Consider the following 25,730-nt stretch of genomic DNA (forward strand, 5'->3'; position numbering starts at 1 on the left):
CTGGCTTACCGGTATCCGATGCTGAAATCGTGGCCCCACTGGCTCACCTTGGTCGCCTCGAACACCGCGTGCTTCGACCAGTCGACCGTGAGGCCGCCGAAGCCGTATTCGAGATCGAAGCCGCCGGGGGTCTTCATGTAGAACGAGATCATCTGGTCGTTGCAGTGCCGGCCGAGCGTCGCGGACATCTTCACGTCGTGCGCGGCGACCCGATCGAGCGCGCGACCGACTTCGTCCATCGAGTCGACTTCGGCCATTACGTGCACGCAGCCCGATGGCACGGCCATCTCGAACAGCGCGAGGCTGTGATGGCGCGCGTTGCGGCAGTGCATGAAGTGGATGCGCTTCTCGGGTTCGGCGGGATCGGGCGTGAACTTCACACGGAAGATGTCGGACAGCTCGAAGCCGAGCACGCCGCGTACGAACGCGTCGGTCGCGTCGAACTGCGGCGCGGGCAGCACCGCGTGGCCGAGCCCCATGTCGCCGGTGACGAAGCGCGCGACGCCGAGCGGCGACACGAAGCGGCGGAAGTCGCAGCGCGCGCCCCAGTACAGCTCGTGGCGGTTGCCGGACGGGTCGGTGCACCACGCCATTGCCTGCACGCGGCGCAGTGCGGCTTCGTCGCGCGTGGCACGCACGGCTTCGACGCCTGCTTGCTGCAATGCCGCGAGCGCGGCGTCGAACGCGGCGCCGTCGGGCAGTTCCCAGCCCGACGCGAAATAGCGGTCGGTCGTGCCGGGGACGATCACGTAGCGGAAATCGCGCTCGTCCATCTTCAGGTACAGCGCGCCGTCGGGCGCGTCGAGCGCCTGCATGCCCAGCACGTCTTGCGCGTAGCGGCGCCACGCATCGACGCGGGTCGCCTCGACGATGACGTAGCCGAGCGCACGGACATCGATCATGTCGGCCTCCTCCAGGTTCAGAATCCGTTGTTCGTGAAAGGATTCTGGCCGGTCGGGGGTGGCGTCACATCGTCTGTTGGGACGAGAGGCGGAGGGGGGATTGGTGGGGAGCTGGCGGGAAATCGGGGCGCTGAGCGGGCGCCCCGCGCAAGCCTGGGGGAACGGGCTATGCGCGGCGGAGAAGGCGGGAAGCTGGAAGCGGAGGCGGGTTGCCGCGATGCGGCGCCCCCGATCAATCGAACGGGTTCAGCAACTGGACGCCGGTGCGAGCGAAATCGTCGACATTGCGGGTGACGACCGTCAGATCGTTGATCAGCGCGGTGGCCGCGATCAGTTTATCGAGGGCGTGCGCCGGATCGGGCACGCGCAAATGGCCCCACATCTGGGTGGTCTCGAGATCGACCGGCAGAATGTTCGACGCATAGCCGGACAGGATCGTCGCCATCCATGCCTCGAGCGCCGACGCCTGCGGATGATCGCCGCGATGACGGATCAGGTCGACGCCCCGCCGCAGTTCGCCCACCGTCACGACCGACAGGTAAAGCGGGCTCGCGTCGGCTTCCGCCTGCCTGAAGAACGCGCGCACGCCGCGGTTGGTTCGCTTGCCCTTCCTGATCTCGCTGATGACGTTCGTATCAATCAAAAACACGCCTGACCTCGCCGGAATCCTGAACACGTTGGAAATCCGCGTCTTCGCCGACGTCCGGCATGCTCATCAGCACTTGCGCGAATGTCCGTCGCTTCGGCCGGCCGAGCGCCTCGGCCAGAATGGCCCGATGTTCGGCCTCGGCGCTCCTGCCGTTGGCCGCGGCCTGCTCGCGCAGGCTCTGAACGATACTGTCATCCACGTTACGCACCAGAAGATTTGCCATGGGTCCCTCCATCCAGATTGCTATCAATGATAGCGCCGTGACGGTGAATTGCAAGCATTGCTATCATCGTCGTGACCGGATGGAAGACGGTGGTCGGCGCGGGCCGGCGGCAACGGGCGACAGAAAGTCCCGCGTTCCGCCGCTGGCCCGACGCGTCGAACTGCTGTCGTGCACGGTAAGCCGAATCGAGGTGATGAAAAAGACGGCCGAATGGCCATTCACCGGCGGGCGGCCGGGGCAGATGCGTGCCGTCAGGCGCGCAACGGCGTCGACTCCGACGCACGCCGCACGACCATCGCCAGCACCGCCACCAGGATCGCGGCCGCAACCGGCCACATCGTGCCGGTGATGACCGCGACGAACGCCTGGGCCGGCGCGATCCACGCGAGTGCCAGCACGACCGATTCGAGCCGGTTCGGCCGGACGTTCCGGCAGTCGAGCAACAGGAAGGTCAACGGCAACACCGCCCCGCGACGGCATACGTTGCGACACGCCGCGCATCGCCCAACCCGCGTACCGTCTCCATCGTCCACCCCGCGCGTTGTTGTTCCAGTGAAGTACAGACGCCGCCCGCCGCATCGAAACATCATGTTGCATCTCCATGCGGCACGCCGTCGTGACCGTTTGATACCATCAACGTACAAGACCGGCGATCGAACGCCGCACGAAGCGCGCAGAAGACCTTGCATCGACGCGGACCATCCGTGCCTGAAATCCCGATCCAAGCGATCCAAGACACGAGACGCCCTTCAGTGGACCTGATTACCCCTTCTCTGGATACCCTGTTTTCCCCGACTCCCGACAAGCTCTACTTCCCGGCCTGCCTTGCGGCCGTCGCGATCATCGCGTGGCTCGTCGCGAGGCACGTCCCGTTCTACCGGTCGGCCGTCGACAAATCGCTGTCGATGCGCCATCCCAACCTGGACTGATTCCGCGGCATCCTGGCGACCTCCGTCGTCTTCCATCACTTCGCGTGCAACCAGGGCTTGCTGTCGACCGGCGTCTGGGGCGCCCCCTCCGACTTCCTGCGCAATCTCGGCACGATTCCCGTCGCGCTGTTCTTCATGGTCACCGGGTTCCTGTTCTGGGAACGCGCATGCAGAGGCACGCTCGACGTGCGGAGCTTCTTCGTCGGGCGCGTGCGGCGCGTCGCCCCGCTCTACCTCTTTTACGCGATCGTCATCGTCGCCTGCACGCTGTACTGGTTTCCCCGCAATGTCGTCGACGCGCCGATCCGGTTGCTGGCCGACCTGCTCAAAGCCGTTTCACTCGGCTGGTTCGGGGCATTCCCGGTCAACGGCGCGGAACACACCGGCTACCTGAGCGGCGTCTGGTGGACGCTCGCGTACGAATGGCGGTTCTACGTCGCCATTCCGTTTCTCGCGTGGTTCGTTGCGACGCGTGCATGGCGCAAGCTGCTCGCGCTCGCGATCGTCACGTTCTGCGCCGCGCTGTTCGGACCGCCCGGCGGGATGGCCCTGCTGTTCGCGTTCGGCGCGCTGGCGTTCGAGGCATCGCGGCATCCCGCGATCCGCTCGCTGTTCGGCACGAAATCGGCGGCCACCGTCGCGTTGCTGATTCTCGCCGTCGCGCCGTATCCGGCCGAACGCTACTCGATAGAGGGCGCGCTGCCGCTCCTCGCCGTGTTCCTGTGCGTCGCGTGCGGGAACACGTTCTACGGCGTGCTCGAAACCCGACCGCTCGCGCTGCTCGGCACCGCCAGCTTCAGCATCTACATGCTCCACATGGCGATCGTGTACGCGATCGTCCGCGCGTTCAACAAGTTCGTGTTCCCGATCAATTCCGTCGACGACCCCGGCATCTGGGCGCTGTCGTTCGCGTGCGCACTGGTCGCCGTCTTCTGCGCGCTGCTGACCTACCGCTACATCGAGCACCCGTTCATCGCGAAGCGCAACGATGCGCGCCCGGCCCGCAGGACGGTCGAACCTGCACGCGAGCAGAGCACGGCCGCGCTGTGACGCGCGCGCGGCTCAGAACCGATACGAGATCCCGATCTGCAGGACCGGATACCAGCGATACCGCGACATCTTCCGGTTCAGTTCGTCGAGGCCGCTGGAGACCAGAATCTGGCTCTTCTGCGGTCCGGCCGCGGCGGCCAGTGCCGGCGACAGCGTGTATGAGGAGCGCGGGATCCCGTATGCGACGCCGATGTCGGCGACGAAGCCGAGCCCTTTCGACGCCGGCCGATGCCCGTAGCCGATCCCGACGTACGGCATCACGGTCGGATAGCGCGCCTCGGCGACCGCATACATCCCCGGCAGCGCTGGATAGCGCTTGCCGCCGAATACATAGGTGCCGTTGGTGGGCACCGACACGCCGCGGATCTCGTCATCGTTGAAGCGCAATCCGATCGTCGTGCGAAAGCCGCTGCCGCGCCACGGAAAGATGTCCGCATACAGGCCGCCTTGGCGCAGCTTGATGTCGTCCTGGTAGCGATTGCCGGCCACCGTGAAGTCATGCGTTAGATTGATCGCGTTGAAATCCGCGTGCGCGCCGAGCACCGAATTGAAGCTGACGGCAGCACCGATGCCGACGCCCTGCGTGCCGCCCTGCAGGTAGATTTCCTGCGCGTGCGCGCCAGCCGCGAACACCACCGCCAGCGCTGCCCATTGGTTCATTGTCATTTTCACGGGCGTTCCCCCGACTGTGCCGGGCGCATCGACCCGCCGCGTGCAGCGCATGCCGCCGCGCGCAGCGGGTCCCCCGGCACGACACCTTGCAAGCAAGCTTGCTGTTTGACGGATCGAGCGTGCGGTGCCCGTTCGTGTCGCCGATACGACGCTGCGTGCGTCCGACACGTCGGGCCGCCATCCCGCGGCTCGAGCCGATCCCCGATGTTTCGATGTCGTTGCGTGCCGCTCCCGCGATTTATCGTGAATATCAGTCGCGGTTGTGACGAGCGGCACGGGGCTCACCGCAAGGCGTGTGCCATGCGGCGCAAACCCGCGCGGGACAAGCGTCGACGTCACCTGTCCGGCGTGACGCGTGGGGGAATCGACGGAAATGTTTCAGGAACGCATCTGTTTTCGCACTTCATCGCCGTTCGCGATACGGGTGAGCCAAGCATCGCGCGCCGCGACGCGCGTCGGGCAAGCACGCGCGGCTGTGAGCACACGCGATTCGCGACGGCCGGAAAGCGCGTGCGACCGGTCGCAGGGAGAAAAATGTTTCACTGACGTGACCTCGCGCGAGGCGCACGCGGTCAGGATGCGGGATCGCGCATCGAGGCTCAGGGTGAATACCGAGGACGATGCGTGCACAACCGATCGCGGGTGCGATGGCTGTTCATGCGCTTCGGCATACGCGATGCGGGCAGACGATCCCGGCCTCACTCGATGAGCAGATTCGGGATTGATTCGGCGATGTCAGCGCCCGGGACAACTGACGTGTCCGTTTGTCGAGCCCGCTCACCCCGGCGGGCTCCGTCCACCCGCTACAGGCCGTACCCACCCGGTATGTACTTTTGTGAGCATGTACGCCATTGATTTAATTGATGAAAATGCTATTTTAACGGGCATGAGATACCCTAAAATTCAACGAAATTCATAGCAATGAAATCAATGGCTTAGAAGGGTGTTATGAACAGCATCACTTCCCATCAGCAATCACCGCATCGTCGCCGATGGTCGATGTCAGCGCGTTGTCGCAATGCCCCGGGTTGATCCAGTTCAGCACTCGGCAAAGAATGCATCCTCACCTACGGCCAGCGTTGCGCGCCTTCGCAGCGCGCTCGCTCACCGTCTCGTTCGGGGAGCCGCCTAGGATCGTGTTCACGCCTTCGTCAATCCATATGGCGAAGTTCAAGAGATAGCGGCCGATCTTGGTCATGGTCAACCCCGGTTATCAGTCGTGACACGCGGATCAGCCTGCATCTTGCCGCGGAAGAAGCTGGCTACACCAAGGACGCCACCAATCGCCACCCACGCCTCGGGAGGGATACTAGGCTGTGCGATCTGAGGCCACCAGCCGCGCAGAATCGGGATGATGAAATAGGCACCTACCCATGCGAAACCGAAGCAGAAGCCAACAAACGGGCGCCAGCTATAGGTGGGCCAATGATCCGCTTTCGCCTCGATCTGCATCGTCTGATTAACGGCAAGCGTATTTGCGGTATCCGCGACCAGTTCGGCCTTAGCAACTTCCGCGGCAATCTGGGCGAGTTGGCCTTGTTGCTCGAGAACTGCCTTCTGGAACTGCAGCGCGAGATTGGGATCGGCCTGAATCGCTGCCAATGCCGCATCCGGTGCAGACTGACCCGTGACGGCTTGAGCGACGCCTACCACCTTGGTTGCCACATCCTCAGCCTTGGAACCGCCGAGCCATCCGGCAATCATGGGCGCGAATTGTGCGAGCGCCATCGCGATCGGGATCAGAGGCATCATGCAGCTCCTTTGGTGAGGTTGTTGGCGATCCGTCGAGACCAGCCCTTTCCGAAGGTCGGCCAGGTCGCCAACGAAGTGAAATAGCTCAGGCGAAGCGCATTCCAGCGAAGAATGAACCGCAGCGGATCAATGGACTGCACCGCAGCAATCGTCGCAGGCCCGATGATGCCGTCCACCTTGGCGCCGGCTGCACCCTGCATCCAGATCACGGGATGGCCGCCGTTGTAGTTCGCATCGAAGATCTGGAAGGCTACGCGAGGATCAAATTGGTCGAGCTGCAGCGGATCCCAATACAGGCGCTTGGCGATCGTCTTGGCGGTATCTCGCGGCAAATCCTTCATCGGACCTGCATAACCAACGGCACGCGCGACTCGAGCCGTAACGCCCCACATCGTCTCGCCACCCGGATCCTTGGGGTTGTTCGAGTAACCGCCTTCGTTACCAATCAAGGCGTCGAACGCATCATCAAAGCTGCTCATTCGATGCTCCCCGTGATCTTGCAAGGGATCAATGCATCCTCGTCGTGCATATAGACCGCGCAGAGACGATGGAAACCATCGGCTACGACCAGACGTTCGCCACGGACAAGCAAGATCGGAGACAGCTTTTTGCCGTCTTCGATTTTTTCGAGATTGCGCTCGATATGGCTGTTCGTCTCCGGGAGCAGATGAAGGCCAGAGGCACGAAGAATATCTTTCGCCTTGAACTCAGACATGCCCGCAGAACGCAATCGATGCACTAGATCACCCGAGGTTTCAATCGGATAGTGCAATGAGAGATACGAAAGCGCAGCCATATAATCATGATGCTCTGGCCCATCAAGCCAATCGATCTTCTTGGTCATTTTTTCCTCAGCATGACAAAGACGCCGACGCAGCAATATGCGATCGAAGCCACTGTCGCTACGTTCTGAAGCGTGATGCTGTCAGTGATATGCCCGAGTCCTACGCCTACCCACGGCGGCAGCATCGAGAGAAGGATCGAATGATGGTTATCCATGAAATCCCCGGTTCTAGTTAGAAGGAAGAATTGTGAAGTTGTCTGTGCCGCCTTCGCGAAGAGCTAGGATGCTGCCACTTGCCCCATTAACAGACCAAGTGGTCGAATTCTGTTTTCCCAGGACTGCACTGGCGCCCGTCGTGTTGTTCTTCATCAGGATATTTCCTGACCAATTCGGCGCGACTGAAAATGCAAGAGTCAAATTTCCGTTAATAGTGCTTTGAGTTGCGCCCGAAAGCGTTCCACGAAAGAATGGATTGCTCAGCGAGATCGTGGCTGGGTTTACGCCTCCTACCGCATTGTTTCCGTCATATCTTCCGGATTGCCCAAGCAGATCGGAAAGACTCATGGGGGCTGATGCTTTGCCAGCTAGCGCAAGCACCCATGCATGGCTCATCGAGAGCGGCAGAGATAGTCCTAACTCAGTAGCGACTTGCGACAATGACATCGGAGGCGATGCGGGCAGCGTCATTTCTTCGACTCCAGCTTGCGCACGCGTGCTTCAAGTTCCTGGAAGGCAGCTGCCAGATATGCAGACGCATTGCCATATGCAACGCTCTTGAAACCGTTAGCATCGTCGAATACGAGTTCGGGTGCGCTCTCCGCCATGTCGCCCGCGATGAAGCCAGCATGTCGCCGTTTCGTCTTATCGCCTTTGCGTTGAAACGTCACCCCAACCCATGCAAGCACTACTTCGGTGGCATTTCTGATGCGCTTGATACGCGATTTAAGGCGTCGATCAGAAGTAATTGTGACATTGTTAGCAGTGAGATTGCCACCGTCATCCATACTCGCTACGACAAGCGAATATGCGTTATTGACCCACTCCATGCCACCACTCAATCCGCCTGTATTACGACCGCGCAGGTAAAAATAGCTGCCGGCAGTATTTTGCAATGCAATCTCACCGTTGTTGGTCGTGATGTTGAAGTAACTACGCCCCTTCGAGATAAAGCCACCACCAGTCAATGTCAGGTCATTGGCTGTCACATTGCCGGTAGCAGTAAGTGTCGTAACAGATGCGCTTGCAGCAGAAACTGTCGAAGTCGTTGTGATCGACTTAGTGATATTGATCGTTCCTGCAGTCCCACCAAGTAGTTGAAAGCCTGCTGTCTGGATCTGGCCGACTGTCGCGTATTCGTTCGTGTTCTGACCATTCGCAACGTTCAGATGACGAAAGTTACCCATCGGCAAGTTCGCGGTCGGTACCGTTTGACCGTCGACCGCGATCGATGCAGTGATTGCTGCAGCAAGGTCAGAGAGGGTCGGGTTAGCCCATCCGGACGAAGAAATCGTGGTGCCAGTGACGACCGGGTTTCCTGCTGGCAGGGAATACACCCCAGAACCATTGCGCGGCATAATTAGGCTCCTGCAAATGAAAAAGGCCGCTCAAGGCGACCTTTTGAGGGTTCAAACATGAATCTCAACCTAGCCATCATCGCGTTGGCCCCTCTCGGATCCATCGCGATCTACCACGTATTACGGGGAACCGTTTCCGCCATTCGGCGCTTGCGCGCGAAGCAGCGCAGCCGCTAAGGCATTCGACGGAGCGGGATAGCTAGGAGTTGGAGTGCCAGCATTCGCAAGCGACGCAGCCAAGGCGCGCTGCACGAAAGCGCGGTTCTGAGCGCCTTGGATCAACTTCCCTACATACGGCACTGCCTCGACACCCTTACCCATCAGGCCAAAGATGGCCGACGCAGTATTCGACGTATTCACCGGAGCTGCGGCCGGGTGACTGTTGATGTATCCTCCAACGCGACCGATCGTATGCAGCTGCGCGATTTCTTCTGGCGTGTAGAAGGCACTGAGTTTTGTATCGCCCATGTTGCGCAAAGCATTCGCATAAGCGACAGGGCCAAACTTGGCATCTCCTGCTGGGTTGGTACCGAAACCTGCTTGTGCAAGTTGTCCGCCAATCTGGTTGCGCATCTCTTGGAGAGTGCTCGGACGATTTTGTTCGCGCAGTAGATTCGCGAGAGATAGAACGTCGTTCGTTTTCCCGTTCGTCACGAAGCGACGCACGAAATCATCGGTAGCAACCGATTCGCTCGCGGCCGCCTCAAGCGCTGGCACTTGTTCATGCAATGCGAAGCGCTGGGCTGCAAGTTGGCGAGCCCCGGCATAGACGCCGCCTTGATCGTCAGCATTGAGAATTGCACTTTTCACGCTGGCACGAAGGCGCCCAAGTGCTGCATTCGTCGCAGGATCATTGCTCTGGTTCGCGTTGATGACTTTCAGCAAATTCTCAGCGTTTTCGATCGAGAATGTCTTCTGCTGCGTCCCGCTCATCAAGCCAAGCTGGTTGAAGTTGTTGCGGACGCCGCTTGGAACTTTGTCGCCGAAATCATTTAGAACCTGAGCATAGTCCTGAGCTACCCCTTGCAGCGGGACATCAAGATTCTTACCGCTTGAAGCTCGAGCTGCTTCATATGCAGATCGCACCTGACCAGCCATCTGATCGTCGATCGATTTCAACGTCTGCTGAAGTTGGCTACCCGCGGCAAAAGTATCAGACGGGCGACCTGCAAGCCCGTAAAGGTTTTGCTGCAACTGGGTGTTCTGAGCATTAAAGCGTTGCGTAAGAGGCGCGCCAACTTCCGGCACACCGCGCATGTTCATCTCTTGCGCGAACTGCATCGGATCGCGCGTGATCTGCCCAAGCGTCGGCTGGATTCCGAGATTTCGAAAATCCTGAGCACGCACTGCAGCAGCAGGACTAACGTCTGGGAACTGCTGGATCTGCTGCGCGACTGCCTGTTTGATCGGGTCGATCTCGGTCGGGGTGAATTGAGCACTGCCTTGAGGGCCAAGTTCACCAATCGCACGATCTACTCCGAGATCAGCTTTGGCGGCTGCAGCAGGCGCGGTCATTGGAGGCCGAGTGGCTCGGCTAACCGCATTCCCGATACCCCGAGCTGCCGCCGTCATTCCAGAGCCAGCAGCAACGCCTGCAGCGCCTCCGAGAACGCCACCTGCAAGCTGCCACCATGGATTCAGACCAAGTTCCGCAGCGCCTTGCGAGCCAGCTCCGGCACCTGCCGCGCCGAGCATCTGCATGCCAGGCGCAGTCCGCAGACCATTTCCGACTGCAGCTGCTATGGGGCTTGCAGATTTCGCCAGTACACCACCCATTCCCATCGATGTAGGCACACTCGCCATGCCAGCAGTCGCGCTTTGCACAATCCGCTCGACAGGATTCTGAGGTTGCGGAAGGCCTACCTCGTTCATACCCTTCTGGACCAATTGCGAAGGCATTTGCAGTTCTGGGATATGCGAGTCTGTTACCGCATTGATGCCGCGGATGCCGAGATTTACACCGGAGTTCAGCGCATCGCCCATCATCGCGGGGAGCGCCGTGATCCCAGTGGCTCCAGCTCGCGCAGTAAGGCCGAGCTGGTGTCCCAACTGCTCCAGCATGGACGCATGCTGAGTTGGCGCGGGGGCGGCAACAGGAGCCGGAGCAGCCGAGGCATCAGCCGCGAATTGCGCCGAAAGAGAGGCGCCTTTTCCGCTAGCCGTACCGGCGTCTGCTGCGAATTGATCGGCGAGGCTTGCCATCACAGCGCTCCAATGCTCTCGAGAGCTTTGATCTTCGAGCCAAAATTCGGGTCTTGCTGCAGCACTTCTTTCGCGAAGGCTTTCCGGGCATTCGGATCGGAGATGTTTTTGTACTGCCAGATCCGAGGATCCGCGTTTTGATCGAATACCATCTCCTTCTGGTTGTACGCTTGCGGATTACGCGAGTTGTAATCGCCCTGAAGCAGTCGCGCTTTTGCCTGCGTCATCTGACTGGCGCCCACAAGGTTCTGCACGGCTTCGTCAATGGCCCCCTTCGTCATGTGGGCGTTCGGATATGCCGACTGCAGAATCGCTCGAGCCGCATCCGTCCCGAGTCCACCCGTGCCGAGACGAGCGACGATCTGATTGCTGTACTTGTCGAGCAAGTTGTTTGCGGTAACCATATTGGTAGCTTTCTCGCTGCCGGCCAACGACAACAACCCATTGATGTAGTTCAGCTTATCGGACTGCTGACCGAGAGCCGCCTTCGACGCCAGATCGTGGATATTTTGCAGGTACGAAATCGTGTTCTGAGCTTGAGAATTCGCTTCGTTCAGCGATCCCCACTTTTTCGTCAGATCGCCCTGCAGGTCCTCTTGGCCTTTCGTGTAACCTGCCTGAGGTTGCGAAGCCATCGGGCCGGATTGTGGTGATCCACCGCCTGCGCGTCCGAGAATGTCACCCACATACGAGGCAACGGACTTCCCATTCCGATCGGATACGTTGCGCAGGAAAGGAGTCGGGCTGCCAGCCGGTGCAACATTCCCTTCGCCCGAGAAATACGCTGTAGCAATACGGCCTAAATCTCCGCCGTAGCGATCGTTGTACGTATTCAGCACGCGTTGTGCGACCGTATTACGGTCAGCGACGTTGTTCCATGACTCTCCTTTCTGGGCGTACTGGTTGAACGTCCCCTGCTGAATCTGGAAAGGATTGTCGGGTGCAGTCTTTCCGCCATTCGATTCTTGCTGAGCGAAGATCCCAGCCAGACCACCGGACGGAACACCGCGCATACCTCCGCCGTTCGCAGCATTCGCGACATTGGAAACGCTCTGCTGAACGTATCCGCCTTGACCACCATTTGCGTTCGGATCCCAGACTTCCTTCAACTGGTATTGCGCAGTGCCGCCAGCCTTAGCTGCGGCAGACGCACCCATAGCCTCGAGAGCGCCTTGGACTGGCACGATCTGCCATTGACCATTCGGGCCGCGCATTGCCGTGAATCCTTCCGGCACGTTCGGCATCTGCTGCATCGTTCCCGACATGGGATCGTACATATAGCCACCGGGGCGCAGGGATGTCGGGGCGATGTAATTGGACTTCGCCAATGCCTGCTGTGCGATCTGACGACCGAGAGCGCTCGAAGGATCAATGCCGGCCGCGCGAATCTGCTGCACGATCTCAGCAGGCTTGTATGCTGCAGCCTGACTTTCCCAATACTTGTCAGGAGACTGCATCATCATCATCGCAGCCATCCCGGGATTCATGCCGAGCGGGTTAAGCGGTGACGAACCTACCCCGCCATTGCCCCCGCCAGCCCCAGAAGCGTTGCCAGGGACGGCTGGCCCGGCGTTTGCGACTGCCCCCCCATTCCCCCCAGCATTCCCAGCAATGGCGTCAGCCCCGGCCCCGCTTGCGTCTGCGGAACCGGGGTTGAGCTGTGGGGATTGCATGCCAGCACCTCCCCCAAGCATGCTGGTCAAAGTGCCCCATTGTTGCTGTCCAAGATCGTTGAGACCTTGCCCAGCCTGGCTTCCCATCTTTGCGGACAGAAGGGCTTGCCCGATCTGTGAAATCGGGACCAGCGGCGACATACGCGCCTGCACTTGATACGGTCCAACAGCGGCACCAGGCGCGACTTGTTGCGGCGTCAGCGATCGCTCCATCAGGGCATTGGCAAGTGCCTGCTGCCGCTGCAGATCATAGAGGCTGCCTTGAAACTGAGGCAGCACAAACGGGCTTGCTCCGGCCATCATTGCACCTCGAACTTGGAAATGGCCGATCCGATGTAGATGGCCGTTTGGACTGCGTTTTGCATTACGAGCGCGAGCTGTCGATCGGTCAGGGAATCGACTTGCGAAAGAAGGTCAGCACCATGACCTACATCATGTTCTGCATGGTGCCGAAGGGTCCGGCAAAGCTGTCTCCCGTGAATTTCCTCAAGCATCGAAAGCTGTTCAAGAGGCATCGGGAAACATTCAAGAACGGCCATGTAGCCGAGCAGTGCGCACGGGTCAACGTGTCGGATCAGGTAATATTGAGTCCCAGCCGCGGCTACTGCCTCTGATGGAAATTGACAACCCGCAACATCAATCCCAGCCGAAGCAAGATCTTCGGCCAGCCATTCGTCGTGACGACGTTCTTCCTCAAGATGATCGGCAAGATAGTCGCGCAATACGCCTCTGGAACGAGTCACTGCTTCTTCGAGCAATGGCTCACTGGCAACGATCACGCGATGCATGAAAACTAGATTGCTCATGAAGACATGCCGATTTTTGAGGTCAACGCACGGCCATTGGGCCATTACATCGCGCATGACATTCAACAGCTTTTCTGAATTTTTCATCAGAACATCATCATACCGCCGATAACTGCGGCGCTTGCTAGACCACCGAGGGCGCTCGTTGTGGCATTGCTGCTTTGAACGTCAGCATTGTGACTCGCGAGTTGTCCTTGGTATGCGTTATTCATGTACCCACCGATATCCGCAGGAGCTGCAGCCGATTGTCCAGTTCCTGAATAACCGGGGATCATCTGAGCGATAGATTGGATATTCGAGTACGGCACTTGGCCGATGCCAACTTGCTGACCGTAGAGGCCGGCCTGTTGGCCGAGATTCTGGCCCATCATCCCCAGCAACCCAGACTGTGACTGCAGCCCCGCAATCTGGTTTTGGAGGTTTTGTGATCCGATCTGAGAGCCCGTCAGAATCGATTGATTCGCCGCATCGCTATACGCTCGCTGCTTCTGTAGAGCGAAGTTGTTCTGGGCGTTGTTGTAGGCTTCGGAGCCTTCCGTGAGACCTTGGTTCGCGAGTTGCGCATCAAGCGAAGTTTTCTGCTGGGAGAACTGCGGATCGAGATACTGCGTCTGCGCAGCATAAGCGGCATTTTGGCCCTGCTGTTGGGCCTGTTGCGCCATCTGCGGATTGAGCGACGAGCGGAGCGCGGAAAGGGAGTCGTTGATCCCTTGATACTGACCAGCCAACCCACTCAACCCATTCATAGCATTCTGGTTGATCGTGCTGCTTTGGCCTGCTTGACCCAGAAGGCCGGTGAGCATTCCTTGAAGCTGCGGATTGGCGGTAATCGACGTGTTGTAGATCGGCGCCCCAGTATTGGGATCTTTACCAACCTGCGTAGTCTGTTGCGAACCGAACGGATTCGTGTAGTTATTGAGGTTTAGCGCCTTGTTGTAGGCCGCTGACTGTTGGTTCGTGAAGGTCGTAGCCGCGGCAGTTTGCCACGGATCGGGAGGCGGAGGGGCATCCCCACCTTTACCACCGCCTTCGAGAGTTTCCGGACGATTCCGGCCGAGCCCGCGCTTGAACGCGTTAGCGGGCAAGTCCGGCGCGTCGGATGTCAGCCAATAGTGCCGCATGGTATTTGCCTTCGATGAAACGGCACTCGCTTTTCAGCATGCCGTAGACGATCAAGTCCATTCCATCGGTGCAAGCCGCGCGGAGTTGTCCTTCACGCTTGAACCCCAAGTGCTCATCGAAACGCTGAGCGTCGATGTTGTCGGCCCGCACAAGGCCCGTGATTCGATTGCATCCCAACTGAACGAAGGGATAGCGAAAACATGCCGCCATGTAGGCCGGCGTCATCCAATGCCGAGTTCCATTCGATGCAACATGCATCAGAATGTTGGCGCCGGACTTCCCTTCGAAAACGACCGCCGCCACTAACTCGCCATCAGTCTCGAGACCGATACCCTGAGCATCAGGCCCAAAGTGTTCGGCATCGACACGCGGCGATAAGAAATCGATGACGCGTTCGCGTTCATTCCAGACAATGCGCTTCATTCAGAGCACCGATCCGTCCATCATCAGATAGTCAGTGCTGATCCAAGAAACCGGCACATCAAGAGCACTCACCTTCATATGCACCGCCGCGGTATAGCCCACACCAGCGACCGTTTGCCAGTTCTTGATCATCTGTTGCTGACCGCCCCACGTTGCTTGATCCCAAAGCGCTTGATCCCAAAGCGACCCTGCCTGCGGGGAAAAGCTCGGAGATGCGGTGGGAGCCGTCGTATCGAAATCGACGTTTAGCCCCATCACTACAGCAGGCGTGCCGCTAGACTGGAAAATTGGCCGAACCATCGTCCATTCTTTCAACTGGTTCGTTCCGAAATAACTGAACGCTGGCAACGATTCTCCGACGATCTGATTGCCATTGTCGTCGTTTGCCGTCGTCCATGCGTGAACTACGGTGCCGTTACCGCCGTAGTAAATCGCGTCATTGAAACGAACCCAGCAATTTGCTGCCCACCCCGTGAAATTGCTCCATGCGCCCGTGATCGTATTCATCACATATTGTTGCTGCTGCCCGAGAGCTACAGGAACATTTAAGACTAGCGCGTTAGCTACAGGATGCAGGACGAGATCCCACCCAAAATTTGTTGCGTATGAGGATGTGGCAGCAGAAATGGCGTTCTGGATCTTGTAGCTAAGATCGACCTGCGTGTTCACGCGAGACGATGCAAGAAGCCTCGAGACCGGCCCGAGACCATCTTTCCCGATGTACAGCAGATCGCCGCCATACTTCATGAAGCAGCGATTGCCCATCGGATTGCCAACCTGGTAGACGCCGACCTTCGACCATGTTGTGGGTTGGGAGGGATCGGTTCCCTGATAAACCGCAATCTCCCCTTCGCTCGTCACGAAACACAGGTAGTCCTGCATTCCGTAACCTCCATCAACCGTCCACACCCCCATTGCGATGAGCTGGCCACCGCGCGGGAAAAGTGACTGCATCGGAAACAGCGTAGCTGCTCCCCCTACACTCGAGACCGGCAGGTAATATACATTCAGCGAGCCCTTCTGGATGAAGAAAAGCCGCTGCGCGAACATCGTGATATCCGAGAGCGTCGTCGGGTCCACGCCAGTAATCGAGATAGGCGTAGAGCCTGACGTGACTTGCTGCCATGCCGTCCCGTTGTAGACGTAATACCCATCCGAACCATTCACCATCCCAAGAAACGGGCCAGCGCTCGTAGCGAAGTTCGTGTACTTCCACTTGTCGCTCGAGAGAGACGAAAGCACGGGGGCACCGACTGCCCCACTGTTCGTCACGTCGAATACGGATCCACCGGACGCCGCAAAAAGCTTGCCGGAGCCACCTGCCGGATTGTAGGGCATCAGGGAATTGACCTGATTGCCAAGGCCAGTCGCCCAGTTTGTTGAGCCCTGGCGTAGCACGACATTCGACGGAGTGGGGAACCAGTTCGTCAAGATAACCGCATCTTCGGCCGGCATCTGAGCGATGGAGTCGCGCGCGTTCCATCCGCCGATCGGCGCCGAAACACTAGCCGTCCGTGACGCTTGGCTGCGGCGCGGAGCGACTACCGGGCGCCGCATCATTACGACCAGCTCCCGGACGGGACCAAGATCCCCGGATAGATGTCGTATTTCACGTCGCCCATATTGATGACATCCTTCGTGCCATCCGTCGCGATACAATCTTGCAGGAAGTCCTCGTAATCAGCGAAATCCTGCGCGTATTCCAGACCCTTCGCCTTGCGCCAGCGCCATTCGAGGCCGAGTTTGAACAGATCATCACGAAGCACCAACGTATCGGTGTCTGCCAGAAACTTGACCTGCCCCATGCCACTCGATGACTGGCACCAGTTGCGCGAGGTGTACTGAAACCAGATATGCTGCCCTGCTACTGGGATAGGGATGAACAGAATGTTGCCGCCGCGGATCTGGAATTGATTCCATGGACCCTGCATCACCATCGCCTTGAGTTGCTCCCACCGCTGCGCCGTCATCGGCCCGAACACTGGGCGCCGCAGATCGCGGTTCCACATCGTGTCGTTGATGATGTTCTTCATGTACGGCGCGATCAACGAAAGCGATCCTTGATTCTCTTGAGCCGAAGTCGTGAACGTTGCTTCCTGTGTTAATGCTTGCCAATTCTTGTTCGCCAACCATTCACCCTCTTTGTTCGAGAGAGCGAGAAGCTGAAGAATTGCCGGATCAGTCGAAGTAGCGACAACTGTAGGTGATGGGATGTTTAGCCGTTGCGCGACATCCTGAATCAGCGAAAGGCACGAGACTGAACCAGTCTGGCCTTGGACGACGATAGGCATTAGCGAACCCTCCGAGCCGTGAGAGTCCCAGTCGCATTTACTGAGCCGCCGGAAAAAGTCATGCTTCCGCCACACCGAACGGTGGTGGTTCCGGACAGCAACTCGCGCACCACCGGCGTTGTCATGTTCGCGCCCGTCAGCGTCCCGCTACCAAAAGTCAGGAATTGCGACGCCCCTGCCGTAGCACCCGGCTGTGTGTTTGCCACCGTATTGACGCCGGCCACCACAACAGATGCGGTGAGCGCGCTACCGTTGAAGTTCACGGTGCACTGGGTTGACCAATCGCCAGCCGTAAGGGAAAGAGTCGCGAGGTCAACGTAACTGCCGCTCGTCAGAGCCGTGGAACCCCCAGTGACACTTTGGTATTCGCCAACACTCCCGGCATTGGCGTTGTCGTTCGTCGTGGTGCCGACGATGCCGGCGGTACTTGATGGCGTGATCGCACCCGTGAACGTAATGGCGCCCACGCTCGACCCAAACGCCGGATCTGCACCGGTCGCGCCCACCAGCACTTGCCCGGTCGTGCCGACAGCCAGCTGATTGATCGCACTTGTTCCCTCTCCGACCAAAACCCCATGCGCGGTGAGCGTCTGGCGGCCGGTACCGCCCTGCGCAACAGACAGCGCGGTCGTGAGGCCGGACAAACTGGTGATATTGGCGTTCGCCCCGGAAGTCGCGATCGACGAATTGCATCCGAAGCCCGATCCATTCGTCCATTGAAGCGCTTGTGCGGCGCCGTTGCATCCGGTCACCGTCACGGCAGTAACGTTCGCGGTCGAGCCAGTCGCGTTGCCGAGCAGCGTATTCGCGGCGATCTGGGCAATGTTCGAAAGCGTAATGCCGTTTGTCAGGCTCTGAAACGAATAGGCGCCCGCGCCGGTCCGTGTCAGGAATCCCGTACTCGAAAAACCGGTGATGTTGTCCAGCGCAGTACCGCTCGCACTAGATACGCCAGTGCCACCAGACGAAACTGGCAAGGGATTGGTGAATGCGGGCGTGGCAGCAGTCAGCGTTCCTTGGACCGTGACGTTATTGAACGTTGGCGATGGATAGCTCTGCGCGAGCGCCAACAGCGGCCACATCGTGGTCGCAATGAGGATTCTTTTGAGCATGTCAGGAAACCGAGATGACGCCGCCGTTGTTCCAGAGTTTTCCAGAACTTCCGGGCAGAGAGGTGGAAAGATCAGCGGGGAGAACATCAACCAACAAAACGTCGTTCACCGTCACCGGTGTGATTGCGTTCCCGTAGACGTTCCCGCTGATCTGCAACTGATAGTGACCATCGGCCGCATAGAAGCCAAATGCGCCGTTCTGGTCAGTCGTGAGCGGATTGGCCGTCACCGTCGATCCGTTGTCGGAATAGATCGTCGCCGTCGTGCCGCTCGGATAGTTGGTCACCAGAACGCTAGCATTCGGGACCGCGATTCCGCCAGGGCTCAAAATGACGTTGTTCTGGTATTTTTGCACGTTATGCTCCTTCCTGTTTCGGAGGACGCCCCGGGCCACGGCGATGCTCGAGCGGCATCATCGTAGCCATCTGCTCTTTAAGTTCGTTGACGACTGCGGTCAGATCGGCGACGCGTTCTTTCAGCGAAGAATTCTCGACTTCAAGAGCCTCGACACGCATTGCCGCCTCTTTGCCATCGCCTGTATTCAACGCGGTCTGAGCCCGAGTTTTCAGCGCACGCGCCCCCATCCCGAGACGTCCTAGTGCTTCTTCAGTGGCTCCAGCTAGATCCTCGAGCGTGCGGATATTCACACCGAGACAGTTCGCGATCTCTGCCGGCGAAAACAGCGTCGTGCACATGCGCAATGGGGTGCCGTCTTCCGGCAACTCTTTGCCTTCCTTATACATTGCATACATTTTCTTGAAGGCATCTACCCATTCGAAATCGTATTGACCGACTTCCGATTGAGCCTTGATTTTCGCAAGCCATGCTTCTGCATGATCTTCACGAACATCCTTGCCGCCAGGGGGCGTGATGATCACCCAATCGATATCGACATAGACCTTTCGGCCCGCTTCGATCGAAGCGGCGCGATCCTCGATCGGGCGCGTTTCGAAACGAATATGGGGACGACTGCCCTTATGTTGCAACATTAAGCCTTCCATGACGTTCTCCTTGGATTGATGGGTTATTGGTCTTTGCCGAACAGGTGCGCAATTGCACGTTGGGCGAGTTCTTCGACACTGCCACTGCCTTGATGGAAGGCATGGGCGATCGAATGGGGCAATTTCACGATGAATGCTTCGACTTGCAGGAAGCGCTGCTCGACGCGCTGTTCGAATGCCGTTCGCGCTGAATCTGGCACTGGCTCCTGGCCTGCAGTAGCCCCATAAGCACCAACTTGATCCCCTGTCGCAGGATCGTATTGTTTGCCATCCGCTGGAGCGGCAAGCATTGGATGTTCATTAGCGGGCGAACTTGCGACGGGTTGTGACGATCCAACGTCGGTGGAGGCAAGCGTTACAGAGACCGATTCGACGGGAGATGACGCGGCCACATCCGACGCAGCGACGTGGGCTTCCCCCGGCTGTTCCACGGCTTGCGCCGGCTCCGTGCTGGACGGCGCTGCATCTTCTTTCACTTCATCCGACATTTCTCAACCCTCCAAAAAGCGCGGCGCAGACCCGAAGGAATGCGCCGCAAAGGACCCCCAAGGAGACAGCAGGGATTACGTGATCTGGCCTTGTGCGAACGGCGCGTTGATCGCCAGCACGTTCCAGAAGTTCGTGCCGTCGTTGTACGTGCCAGTCACCGAGACCGAACCGCTTGCGGTTGCGTTCTGAGCCGTCGTCGTGCCGGTTTGCACCATCGAAACCGTGCGACCGTCAGCCGAGATTGCGCCGATCGACGTGGAAGCCGGAATGCCAGTGCCGCTGAGCGCTGCCCCCACGAACCAGCCGTCAGAGTTCGAAACGCGCAGCAACGGCGAACCGTTGGTGGTCTGCGTGTTCGCCTTGACGACAGTCGTCGTAGCCGCAATTTCGACACGGCAGTTCAGAATCTGCTTGCCGGCCGAAACTGCACCCAGCTTGCCAGCAGCCGCAATGCCGATCTGAGCCGCGGCGGCAACGCTTGCCGTGGACAGAGCGACCCCTTGGCCCGAGATCAGGAACCAGCCGTACTGAACGTTGTTGGCGTCCGAGACGTTGGCATTCATCGCCAGCGCGACCGGCATACCGAGGTTTGCCGTGTTCGGAACGTCGACGATCTTGTTCGTACCGTCCCAAACCACGACTTCGCCAACCTTCAGCGCGGTCGAAGTGGGAATGGCGAGATACATCGCATCGCCACCACCCCAGTAGGGATCATCGAACGAGATCTGTGCGCCGAGCGGGTGGCGCTGGATGTTGTCCGGCGTGAAGAAGTTCCCCACCGGCTGCGAGCCGATCAGGGGATACTGAGTTGCTGCAGTGGTCATGTCGTTCTCCTTACGCCTTGAGGACGCCTTGAAGGAATCGGGCCGAGCAGACCAAATTCCCTTGCCACAGGATCGGCATCACGACAGCATCTTGGTTCACGCTGCGCAGTTCCTCCGGCATATCCATGTTGGCGTCACGATGGACGACCATTTCGAGGAAATCCGTGTTGAGGAAATACGCATGCTGAGCCGGGATGCCGCCCGAGCTGTCGAAAAAGACATCGGCGTTCTTGTACTTCATCGACACCATGCCGCCTTGGCCGTTGTCTTCCGGCGCGTAACGCTTCAGCGAAGTCTGCGATTGCTCGTAGAACGCGAAGTAGTCGTCAGACATGACGATCATGTCCGGCGTGTCCGTGCCGCGGGTCAGCTTGATCCAGAGCGGGAGCATCAGCGATTCGATCGTGGTCGCGCTCGGGGTGATTGCGCCGCCGCCTTGAAGCGGAGCAGCAGCCGACTGGACGATGTTCTGCCAGAAAGCCCATGTCGAAGCATTGATACCACCGACCGTGCCGACACCGCTATCAGCGACGATGGCTTGCAGACCGTTGATCTGGTTCGAAGCCGTGCCATCCGAATAGATGTCCGACGAGAGGCCGTTCGCGAACGAGCGTTGCGCGTTCGTGATCTTGGCTTTCGTGAAGTTGATGATCCGCTGAGCACCGGAGTTCGTGCGAAGCTCGAGACCCGAAGCGGCGACGTTCACCGCTGCTTGGCGCCACGGATATTCCGCTGCAGTCAGCACATCGACGGCGTTGATGTTCAGCACATCGTAGCCGCTATAGCGCTGATAGGTCGAGTTCGCTTGGTAATCCAGCGGGCAAACGATCGACAGACCGCCGTCTTCCAGGCGAACGCGACCTTTCGACGCGATGCGCCGATAGAGGGCGTTGTGCTTGGACACGTTGTCCGAGACCGTCTTCTTGTGATTGCGATACGTGGTCGATACCAGTTCGGTGAAAGCGTTGAACAGGCTCGACTGACCGGGAGATGCCATGATGGGCTCCTAATTCAGTTGATGAGACCTTGCTCGCGCGCCACGCGCTCGAGCGTCTGCTCCATGGTTTCGTTGGCATTCGAGGGCTGACCGACACTTGCCCGGCCGTTGGGCCGAACGTTGTTCGCTGCTGCCTGCTTTGCCTTCGCAACCGTCGCTTTCCGCTGTGCGTCCCACTCTTGCTGCTGTTGAGCGAGCCAAATCTGGTACGTCTGCGGGTTCTGCCGCATCGCCATTTCGTAAGCGGTATCAAGATCCTTCGCAAGGCCGTTCTGCAAGAGAACCGCCATGTCGTTCTGAAGAATCCCGAAATGCTCGTGATCCGGGTCTGAGGCAAACGCAGCGATTTCGCCGTCGATTGCCGAGTGTTCGGCCATCTGGGCTTTCTGCTGCGTGTTGGTGATGTGTTGAGTGAGTTGACCGACCTGCTGCTGCAGTTGTTGCAACCGCGGATCGACCGGATTTTGTTGCTGCCAAACCTGTTCGCCGGCATGCGCTTGAATGCCATTTGCGAGCGTCTGCAGGTCGATGCCATAGCTGTTGGCGATCTGCAGAAGCATCCCGACCTTCTGCGGCATGGCGCTGTACCGCAATTGATGGTCAACGCCCATCAGATGCGAGGCTGCCTGTTGTGGCGTGACACCGAGGCTCTGGATGGTCGCCATGTACGGCTGAACCGCCCGCTCAAATTCCTGAGCTGCTTGAGCGCCCGCTTTGTACTGCTCGATGCCCTTGTGGAAATCGTTCTCACGCCGCTCGATTTCCTTGCGAGCCATCTCGGGGAGCTTTTCCCATTCGGCCAAAGCCGCTTTCTTCCATGGCGGACGGAAAACTGCGGGTTCGGCGGGCTCCGGATCGGTCGGTTCCGCTGGTTCTGCAGGGTCCTGCGGTTCCGCTGGTTCTGCAGGCTCTGAATCTACGGGCTCAGTCGGATCTACCGGCTCAACAGGTTCAATCGGCTCATGATTCGCGAAATCACCCTCCTGACCGCGACCCATGATGCTCGCGTAGGTGTCTCGCAAGGTATCGTCGATCGTCACGTTTTCCGACATTTCAGGCTCCTTGGGCGTAAAAAAAGCCGCTCAAGGCGGCTGTATGTTGTTGTGCGTTCGCTTTCATAGTTGCTGCAGCGCTCGCTGACTTTCGGTGCTCAGGCCGTTGTAGACCTCGGCAATTCCGCTCTCGATCTTCTTGCCGAACTCAGCGTCAGCAGCTTCGGCGCGCTTGATTGCCTCTTTTCGTTCGGTTTCCATGCCTTCCCATGGGCGGCAACCATTGCGCTTCAGGTCTTCAGTGCGGGCGCGGCGGCCTTCGATCCAGCGGCCATCGATCGGCGACGTGTATCCCGGCAAATCAGTCTGCACTGCCGGCGCCTCGACAATGCGCTGCATACGAAACGCACCGGCACCATGCCGACATTCCGGGGCTTCGTTGCGCTCCGCAATCTTGCGGAAGGCTGTTTCGGCCCGTTTGCATTGCGGGCACTGGAATGTGTAGAGAGGCATATCAACCAACCTTCACACAGCTAAGCGCAACGCGGGCGCTGAACGGCCACCCTAGTGAATTCGTCACTGCCCGTGAGTCATAAATGCTTTTTGCAGCCACTTGACATTCAGCCTGAGTGGAAAATTGCAGATGGCTATCAATGGCCGCCCCTCCCTCCGTCCCGCTTGTGAGAAGAATTACAAGAATCCATCCCATCATTCATCTCCTTTTCCTGCTTGGGCCGCACTGATCTGGGCGGCCTCAAGCTGCGCACCAGTCGTGATTTCTGCGACTTCCAATGCGCTCTGGTTCTTCATGGCCTGCAGCAGAAGCTGCGTTTGCGCCTGCATTTCAGCCTTCATGCGCTCAAGCGCTGCATCACTCTCAACGCGCATACGCTCGAGCATTGCCTCGTTCTGAGCCTGCAACTGGTTGCGCTGGGCCTCGAGCGCGTTCTCTTGCTGAGCCTGCAAAGCTTGAGCATGCTGCTTGGCATACTCGACCTGCGCATCTGCTTGCGCACGCTGCTGATCTGCTTGGGCTTGAGCGGCGATTTCTTGCTTTTTACCTTCCTGCCGCATCTGCTCGACCTGTAGCTGAACCGGCGGTTGCCCTTGCTTCGGCGGCTGCATCTGGTCGATCGCGTCTTCTACGCTCGATCCCATGCGGAATTTGCGCGCGGTCATCAGCAGCAGTTCCTTGAATGCAGGGAACGGCAATACTCCCATCTGCACCATCGGCCCTACTTCTTTCACCAGTTCGACGATTGCCGAGATGACCGCCTGCAGATCGCTCGCATCCTCTTGCTGTGCAGCAGCAATGGTCGAATCCGTCTCGATGTCAACACGGAACGTGCGCTGCGCATCATCCGACATGGCCTTTTTCACGTCTTCCCACGTGATTGGCTTCGGCGGCAGAGGCGGCACATTGGCCCCCTGCATTTTCGCAGTCACTGCAAGCTGCATCATCTGGAAGCGCTGTGGCATCACCTCGGCGTCAGTCGGCAGTTGAACCTGCGTCATCTGCTTCAGCGTGTCGATCTGGAACCGTTCGCACATGATTTCCGCTTGGAGCGCGAACAGATCGCGAATGTATCGCTGTACGTCACGCTGCATGCGCGAAAGGCGCGTCATGCCGAACGCTACTTTCAGATCCTGCGCGCCCTTCGTCTCGGATGGGTCGGAAGCCCCGCGCATGATATCGGCGAGGCCGGTCAACTCATAGATGACCTGCTTGCACTGCTCGCGCTGCTGCCGAAGCACGTCGAGCACCTTCGCTGCCTGCTCGATCGGCGCCCACCAGATGGCGTTGGCGATACCGCCAGCCTCATACAACGCTTTGATCGACTGATCAGCAGCAATCAGGTCATTGTCTTCACCGCGGAACAGCTCGGCAACTTGCGTGCCAAGCGACGGATCATAGATTGCCCGCAGCTTGAGGCCGCTCATGATCTTGTTAATGCGCGTCGAGACGCGATCGAGTTCTTCTGCCTGCTCCTTGTATTGCTCATACAGCGTCGTCGGCTCGAACGTATCCGAATCGGCGATCGCACGCAGCGGATTGGGGAACGGGAAGAACTGCTGCAGCTTCAGCGGATCAGATTCGACCTTTGCCAAGCCATTCGGATAGCCCTCGGCCAGCCATTTCACCGTGCGGCTGTCCTTGTCCCAGATTTCCCATATTTTCGCGGTCTTGAATAGCGCGAGCGACTGATCGTCGTTAATGCGCTCGCGCTCAACATCCGTATCAGCCGGCCCACCGTTCAGCGGAATGGCATTGCCGATCTCATCGCCGAACCGATCGACCAGCTCATCGCGCGTCAGATCGTGCTCGAAGGCCCACCAAGGGATTTCCTTGAACGAACGACCCGGGCCGCACAGATATTTGTCCCATTTCACATGCTCAACTGGCGCCGTTTCCCATGCGAGTTCCTCGTTCTGCTCGCCTTCCTGCGCCTCGTGCTCGAGATTCGTCTCTTCAGCCTCGATGCCGGTCTGATTGACATCACCAACTTGCACAAGGTCAGGGACATAACGCACCCGCGAGATGCCGCGGCCAACGATCAGCATATCCAGAATGTCCATCTGGATCTCAGCGTCGAAATCGGTCGTCTCGGCATTGAACGTCAACGACCGATTCATGACCTCCGATACAGCTTTACCCAGCGGATCCTGCTGCGCAAAACGCCGTCGTACATCAGGCGTGGGGAGCGTGTTGTAAATCGACGGAGCGAGGATTTCCGTGTTCGCCCAGAGAGCGTTGAAGCTATTCTTCTTCCGCTGAACGCTCTTGCCGTGATAGATATCCCAGACTTTCTTCGCCTGCGTGCGCCAGTCCTTCATGCGCTTCTTCGCCAAGGCGAGTTCCACCGACCAGCGACGATACTCAGCCTCGGCACCGCGGCCGAAGTCCTTCGGAGTATCGACCGTCGCGAGCGCGGTGGTGTCGAGTTCAGCCATGGTTAGATGCCGTCACCCAGCGTTGCGTAGAGCGTCGATCCTGTCGAACCCGCAATGGCCGAAATCGCCGTCGTGCCCGGTGGAATCGAAAACGTCTTTTCCGTGTTCGGCAGGATTGGCATCGAGTTTGCTACGGTCGCCGTGCCACCGAATGAGAAATAGACGGCTTGCGTGCCGATGTTCACCATCCGGATTGAACCGCCTTCGACAGCATCGACCGGCAGCCCCATGTTCTGAGCGGAAGCAGTGACAGCGAGGCTGACGCTTCCCGTAGCCCCACCGCGGGGCTGAAATGGGTAGTTCTGTTGCAT

General features: G+C 58.9%; 30 protein-coding genes. 2 read left to right on the forward strand and 28 right to left on the reverse strand.

The genetic code is table 11. The features are described 5' to 3' along the window. Positions 1-5: 5 nt before the first annotated feature. From LMA02_RS23910 to LMA02_RS23925, 4 genes are all read right to left on the reverse strand, one after another. Positions 6-902: a VOC family protein gene (locus LMA02_RS23910; RefSeq protein ID WP_228907749.1), complete on the reverse strand. Its 897-nt coding sequence runs from the start codon at positions 900-902 to the stop codon at positions 6-8. 232 nt (positions 903-1,134) lie between these two features. Next, positions 1,135-1,551: a type II toxin-antitoxin system VapC family toxin gene (locus LMA02_RS23915; protein ID WP_228907750.1), complete on the reverse strand. Its 417-nt coding sequence runs from the start codon at positions 1,549-1,551 to the stop codon at positions 1,135-1,137. Then, complete coding sequence (locus tag LMA02_RS23920; protein WP_006753828.1) at positions 1,538-1,774, reverse strand: FitA-like ribbon-helix-helix domain-containing protein; 237 nt, start codon at positions 1,772-1,774, stop codon at positions 1,538-1,540. Before LMA02_RS23920 ends, LMA02_RS23915 begins: the two co-directional genes overlap by 14 nt. Positions 1,775-2,025: 251 nt before the next feature. Then, a complete protein-coding gene (locus LMA02_RS23925) occupies positions 2,026-2,229 on the reverse strand; it encodes a hypothetical protein (RefSeq protein ID WP_228907751.1) in 204 nt (67 codons plus the stop codon). A 297-nt stretch (positions 2,230-2,526) separates the two neighbouring features. On the opposite strand from LMA02_RS23925, the gene LMA02_RS23930 reads away from it, so the two are divergent. Then, positions 2,527-2,703 carry a hypothetical protein gene (locus tag LMA02_RS23930; RefSeq protein WP_228907752.1) on the forward strand — a complete coding sequence of 59 codons (177 nt, stop codon included), beginning with the start codon at positions 2,527-2,529 and terminating at the stop codon, positions 2,701-2,703. Positions 2,704-2,712: 9 nt separating this feature from the next. After that, positions 2,713-3,753: an acyltransferase gene (locus LMA02_RS23935; RefSeq protein ID WP_324251317.1), complete on the forward strand. Its 1,041-nt coding sequence runs from the start codon at positions 2,713-2,715 to the stop codon at positions 3,751-3,753. 12 nt (positions 3,754-3,765) lie between these two features. Here the strand turns inward: LMA02_RS23935 and LMA02_RS23940 are convergent, their stop codons facing one another. The 24 genes from LMA02_RS23940 to LMA02_RS24050 form a co-directional block, all read right to left on the reverse strand. Then, on the reverse strand, positions 3,766-4,419 hold the full coding sequence (locus LMA02_RS23940; protein WP_324251298.1) for a hypothetical protein: 654 nt from the start codon (positions 4,417-4,419) through the stop codon (positions 3,766-3,768). Between the two features lie 1,069 nt (positions 4,420-5,488). Continuing rightward, positions 5,489-5,623, reverse strand: coding sequence for a hypothetical protein (locus LMA02_RS35320; protein ID WP_267478979.1), 135 nt, complete (start codon positions 5,621-5,623; stop codon positions 5,489-5,491). 2 nt (positions 5,624-5,625) lie between these two features. Further along, positions 5,626-6,177: a 3TM-type holin gene (locus tag LMA02_RS23945; RefSeq protein WP_228907755.1), complete on the reverse strand. Its 552-nt coding sequence runs from the start codon at positions 6,175-6,177 to the stop codon at positions 5,626-5,628. Beyond that, positions 6,174-6,656 (reverse strand): glycoside hydrolase family 108 protein, encoded by a 483-nt coding sequence (locus LMA02_RS23950; RefSeq protein WP_228907756.1) that lies wholly within the window; start codon positions 6,654-6,656, stop codon positions 6,174-6,176. The genes LMA02_RS23945 and LMA02_RS23950 overlap by 4 nt, the downstream gene beginning before the upstream one ends. Beyond that, complete coding sequence (locus tag LMA02_RS23955) at positions 6,653-7,021, reverse strand: hypothetical protein (RefSeq protein ID WP_228907757.1); 369 nt, start codon at positions 7,019-7,021, stop codon at positions 6,653-6,655. The genes LMA02_RS23950 and LMA02_RS23955 overlap by 4 nt, the downstream gene beginning before the upstream one ends. Positions 7,022-7,189: 168 nt before the next feature. After that, a complete protein-coding gene (locus tag LMA02_RS23960; RefSeq protein WP_228907758.1) occupies positions 7,190-7,648 on the reverse strand; it encodes a hypothetical protein in 459 nt (152 codons plus the stop codon). Next, positions 7,645-8,535: a tail fiber domain-containing protein gene (locus LMA02_RS23965; RefSeq protein WP_228907759.1), complete on the reverse strand. Its 891-nt coding sequence runs from the start codon at positions 8,533-8,535 to the stop codon at positions 7,645-7,647. Before LMA02_RS23965 ends, LMA02_RS23960 begins: the two co-directional genes overlap by 4 nt. Before the next feature lie 120 nt (positions 8,536-8,655). Then, the gene (locus tag LMA02_RS23970) at positions 8,656-10,737 is read right to left on the reverse strand and encodes a hypothetical protein (RefSeq protein ID WP_228907760.1); all 2,082 of its coding nucleotides are present in this window, start codon (positions 10,735-10,737) and stop codon (positions 8,656-8,658) included. Continuing rightward, the gene (locus tag LMA02_RS23975; protein ID WP_228907761.1) at positions 10,737-12,713 is read right to left on the reverse strand and encodes a lytic transglycosylase domain-containing protein; all 1,977 of its coding nucleotides are present in this window, start codon (positions 12,711-12,713) and stop codon (positions 10,737-10,739) included. Before LMA02_RS23975 ends, LMA02_RS23970 begins: the two co-directional genes overlap by 1 nt. Continuing rightward, a complete protein-coding gene (locus tag LMA02_RS23980) occupies positions 12,710-13,303 on the reverse strand; it encodes an iron-containing redox enzyme family protein (RefSeq protein ID WP_228907762.1) in 594 nt (197 codons plus the stop codon). The genes LMA02_RS23975 and LMA02_RS23980 overlap by 4 nt, the downstream gene beginning before the upstream one ends. After that, on the reverse strand, positions 13,303-14,337 hold the full coding sequence (locus LMA02_RS23985) for a tail fiber domain-containing protein (protein ID WP_228907763.1): 1,035 nt from the start codon (positions 14,335-14,337) through the stop codon (positions 13,303-13,305). The genes LMA02_RS23980 and LMA02_RS23985 overlap by 1 nt, the downstream gene beginning before the upstream one ends. Further along, the gene (locus tag LMA02_RS23990; protein ID WP_228907764.1) at positions 14,291-14,761 is read right to left on the reverse strand and encodes a GNAT family N-acetyltransferase; all 471 of its coding nucleotides are present in this window, start codon (positions 14,759-14,761) and stop codon (positions 14,291-14,293) included. Before LMA02_RS23990 ends, LMA02_RS23985 begins: the two co-directional genes overlap by 47 nt. Further along, entirely contained in the window at positions 14,762-16,192 is a 1,431-nt protein-coding gene (locus LMA02_RS23995) for a hypothetical protein (protein ID WP_228907765.1), read from the reverse strand. Between the two features lie 128 nt (positions 16,193-16,320). Beyond that, positions 16,321-17,052, reverse strand: a complete 732-nt coding sequence (locus LMA02_RS24000; RefSeq protein WP_228907766.1) for a hypothetical protein — start codon at positions 17,050-17,052, stop codon at positions 16,321-16,323. Next, a complete protein-coding gene (locus LMA02_RS24005) occupies positions 17,052-18,164 on the reverse strand; it encodes a hypothetical protein (protein ID WP_228907767.1) in 1,113 nt (370 codons plus the stop codon). The genes LMA02_RS24000 and LMA02_RS24005 overlap by 1 nt, the downstream gene beginning before the upstream one ends. Position 18,165: 1 nt before the next feature. After that, positions 18,166-18,519, reverse strand: a complete 354-nt coding sequence (locus tag LMA02_RS24010) for a carboxypeptidase-like regulatory domain-containing protein (RefSeq protein WP_228907768.1) — start codon at positions 18,517-18,519, stop codon at positions 18,166-18,168. A gap of 1 nt (position 18,520) precedes the next feature. Continuing rightward, complete coding sequence (locus LMA02_RS24015; protein ID WP_228907769.1) at positions 18,521-19,165, reverse strand: hypothetical protein; 645 nt, start codon at positions 19,163-19,165, stop codon at positions 18,521-18,523. Positions 19,166-19,188: 23 nt separating this feature from the next. Further along, entirely contained in the window at positions 19,189-19,653 is a 465-nt protein-coding gene (locus LMA02_RS24020) for a hypothetical protein (protein WP_228907770.1), read from the reverse strand. 75 nt (positions 19,654-19,728) lie between these two features. After that, positions 19,729-20,478, reverse strand: coding sequence for a hypothetical protein (locus LMA02_RS24025; RefSeq protein ID WP_228907771.1), 750 nt, complete (start codon positions 20,476-20,478; stop codon positions 19,729-19,731). 10 nt (positions 20,479-20,488) lie between these two features. Continuing rightward, positions 20,489-21,475 (reverse strand): phage major capsid protein, encoded by a 987-nt coding sequence (locus LMA02_RS24030; RefSeq protein ID WP_228907772.1) that lies wholly within the window; start codon positions 21,473-21,475, stop codon positions 20,489-20,491. Between the two features lie 14 nt (positions 21,476-21,489). After that, on the reverse strand, positions 21,490-22,527 hold the full coding sequence (locus tag LMA02_RS24035) for a hypothetical protein (protein WP_228907773.1): 1,038 nt from the start codon (positions 22,525-22,527) through the stop codon (positions 21,490-21,492). A gap of 63 nt (positions 22,528-22,590) precedes the next feature. Continuing rightward, a complete protein-coding gene (locus LMA02_RS24040) occupies positions 22,591-22,980 on the reverse strand; it encodes an FmdB family zinc ribbon protein (RefSeq protein ID WP_228907774.1) in 390 nt (129 codons plus the stop codon). A gap of 195 nt (positions 22,981-23,175) precedes the next feature. Then, positions 23,176-25,419: a hypothetical protein gene (locus tag LMA02_RS24045; RefSeq protein ID WP_228907775.1), complete on the reverse strand. Its 2,244-nt coding sequence runs from the start codon at positions 25,417-25,419 to the stop codon at positions 23,176-23,178. Between the two features lie 2 nt (positions 25,420-25,421). Then, positions 25,422-25,730 (reverse strand): hypothetical protein, encoded by a 309-nt coding sequence (locus LMA02_RS24050; protein ID WP_228907776.1) that lies wholly within the window; start codon positions 25,728-25,730, stop codon positions 25,422-25,424.

The sequence above is a fragment of the Burkholderia sp. B21-005 genome (assembly GCF_020843965.1).
In the GTDB taxonomy this organism is placed as follows: domain Bacteria; phylum Pseudomonadota; class Gammaproteobacteria; order Burkholderiales; family Burkholderiaceae; genus Burkholderia; species Burkholderia ambifaria.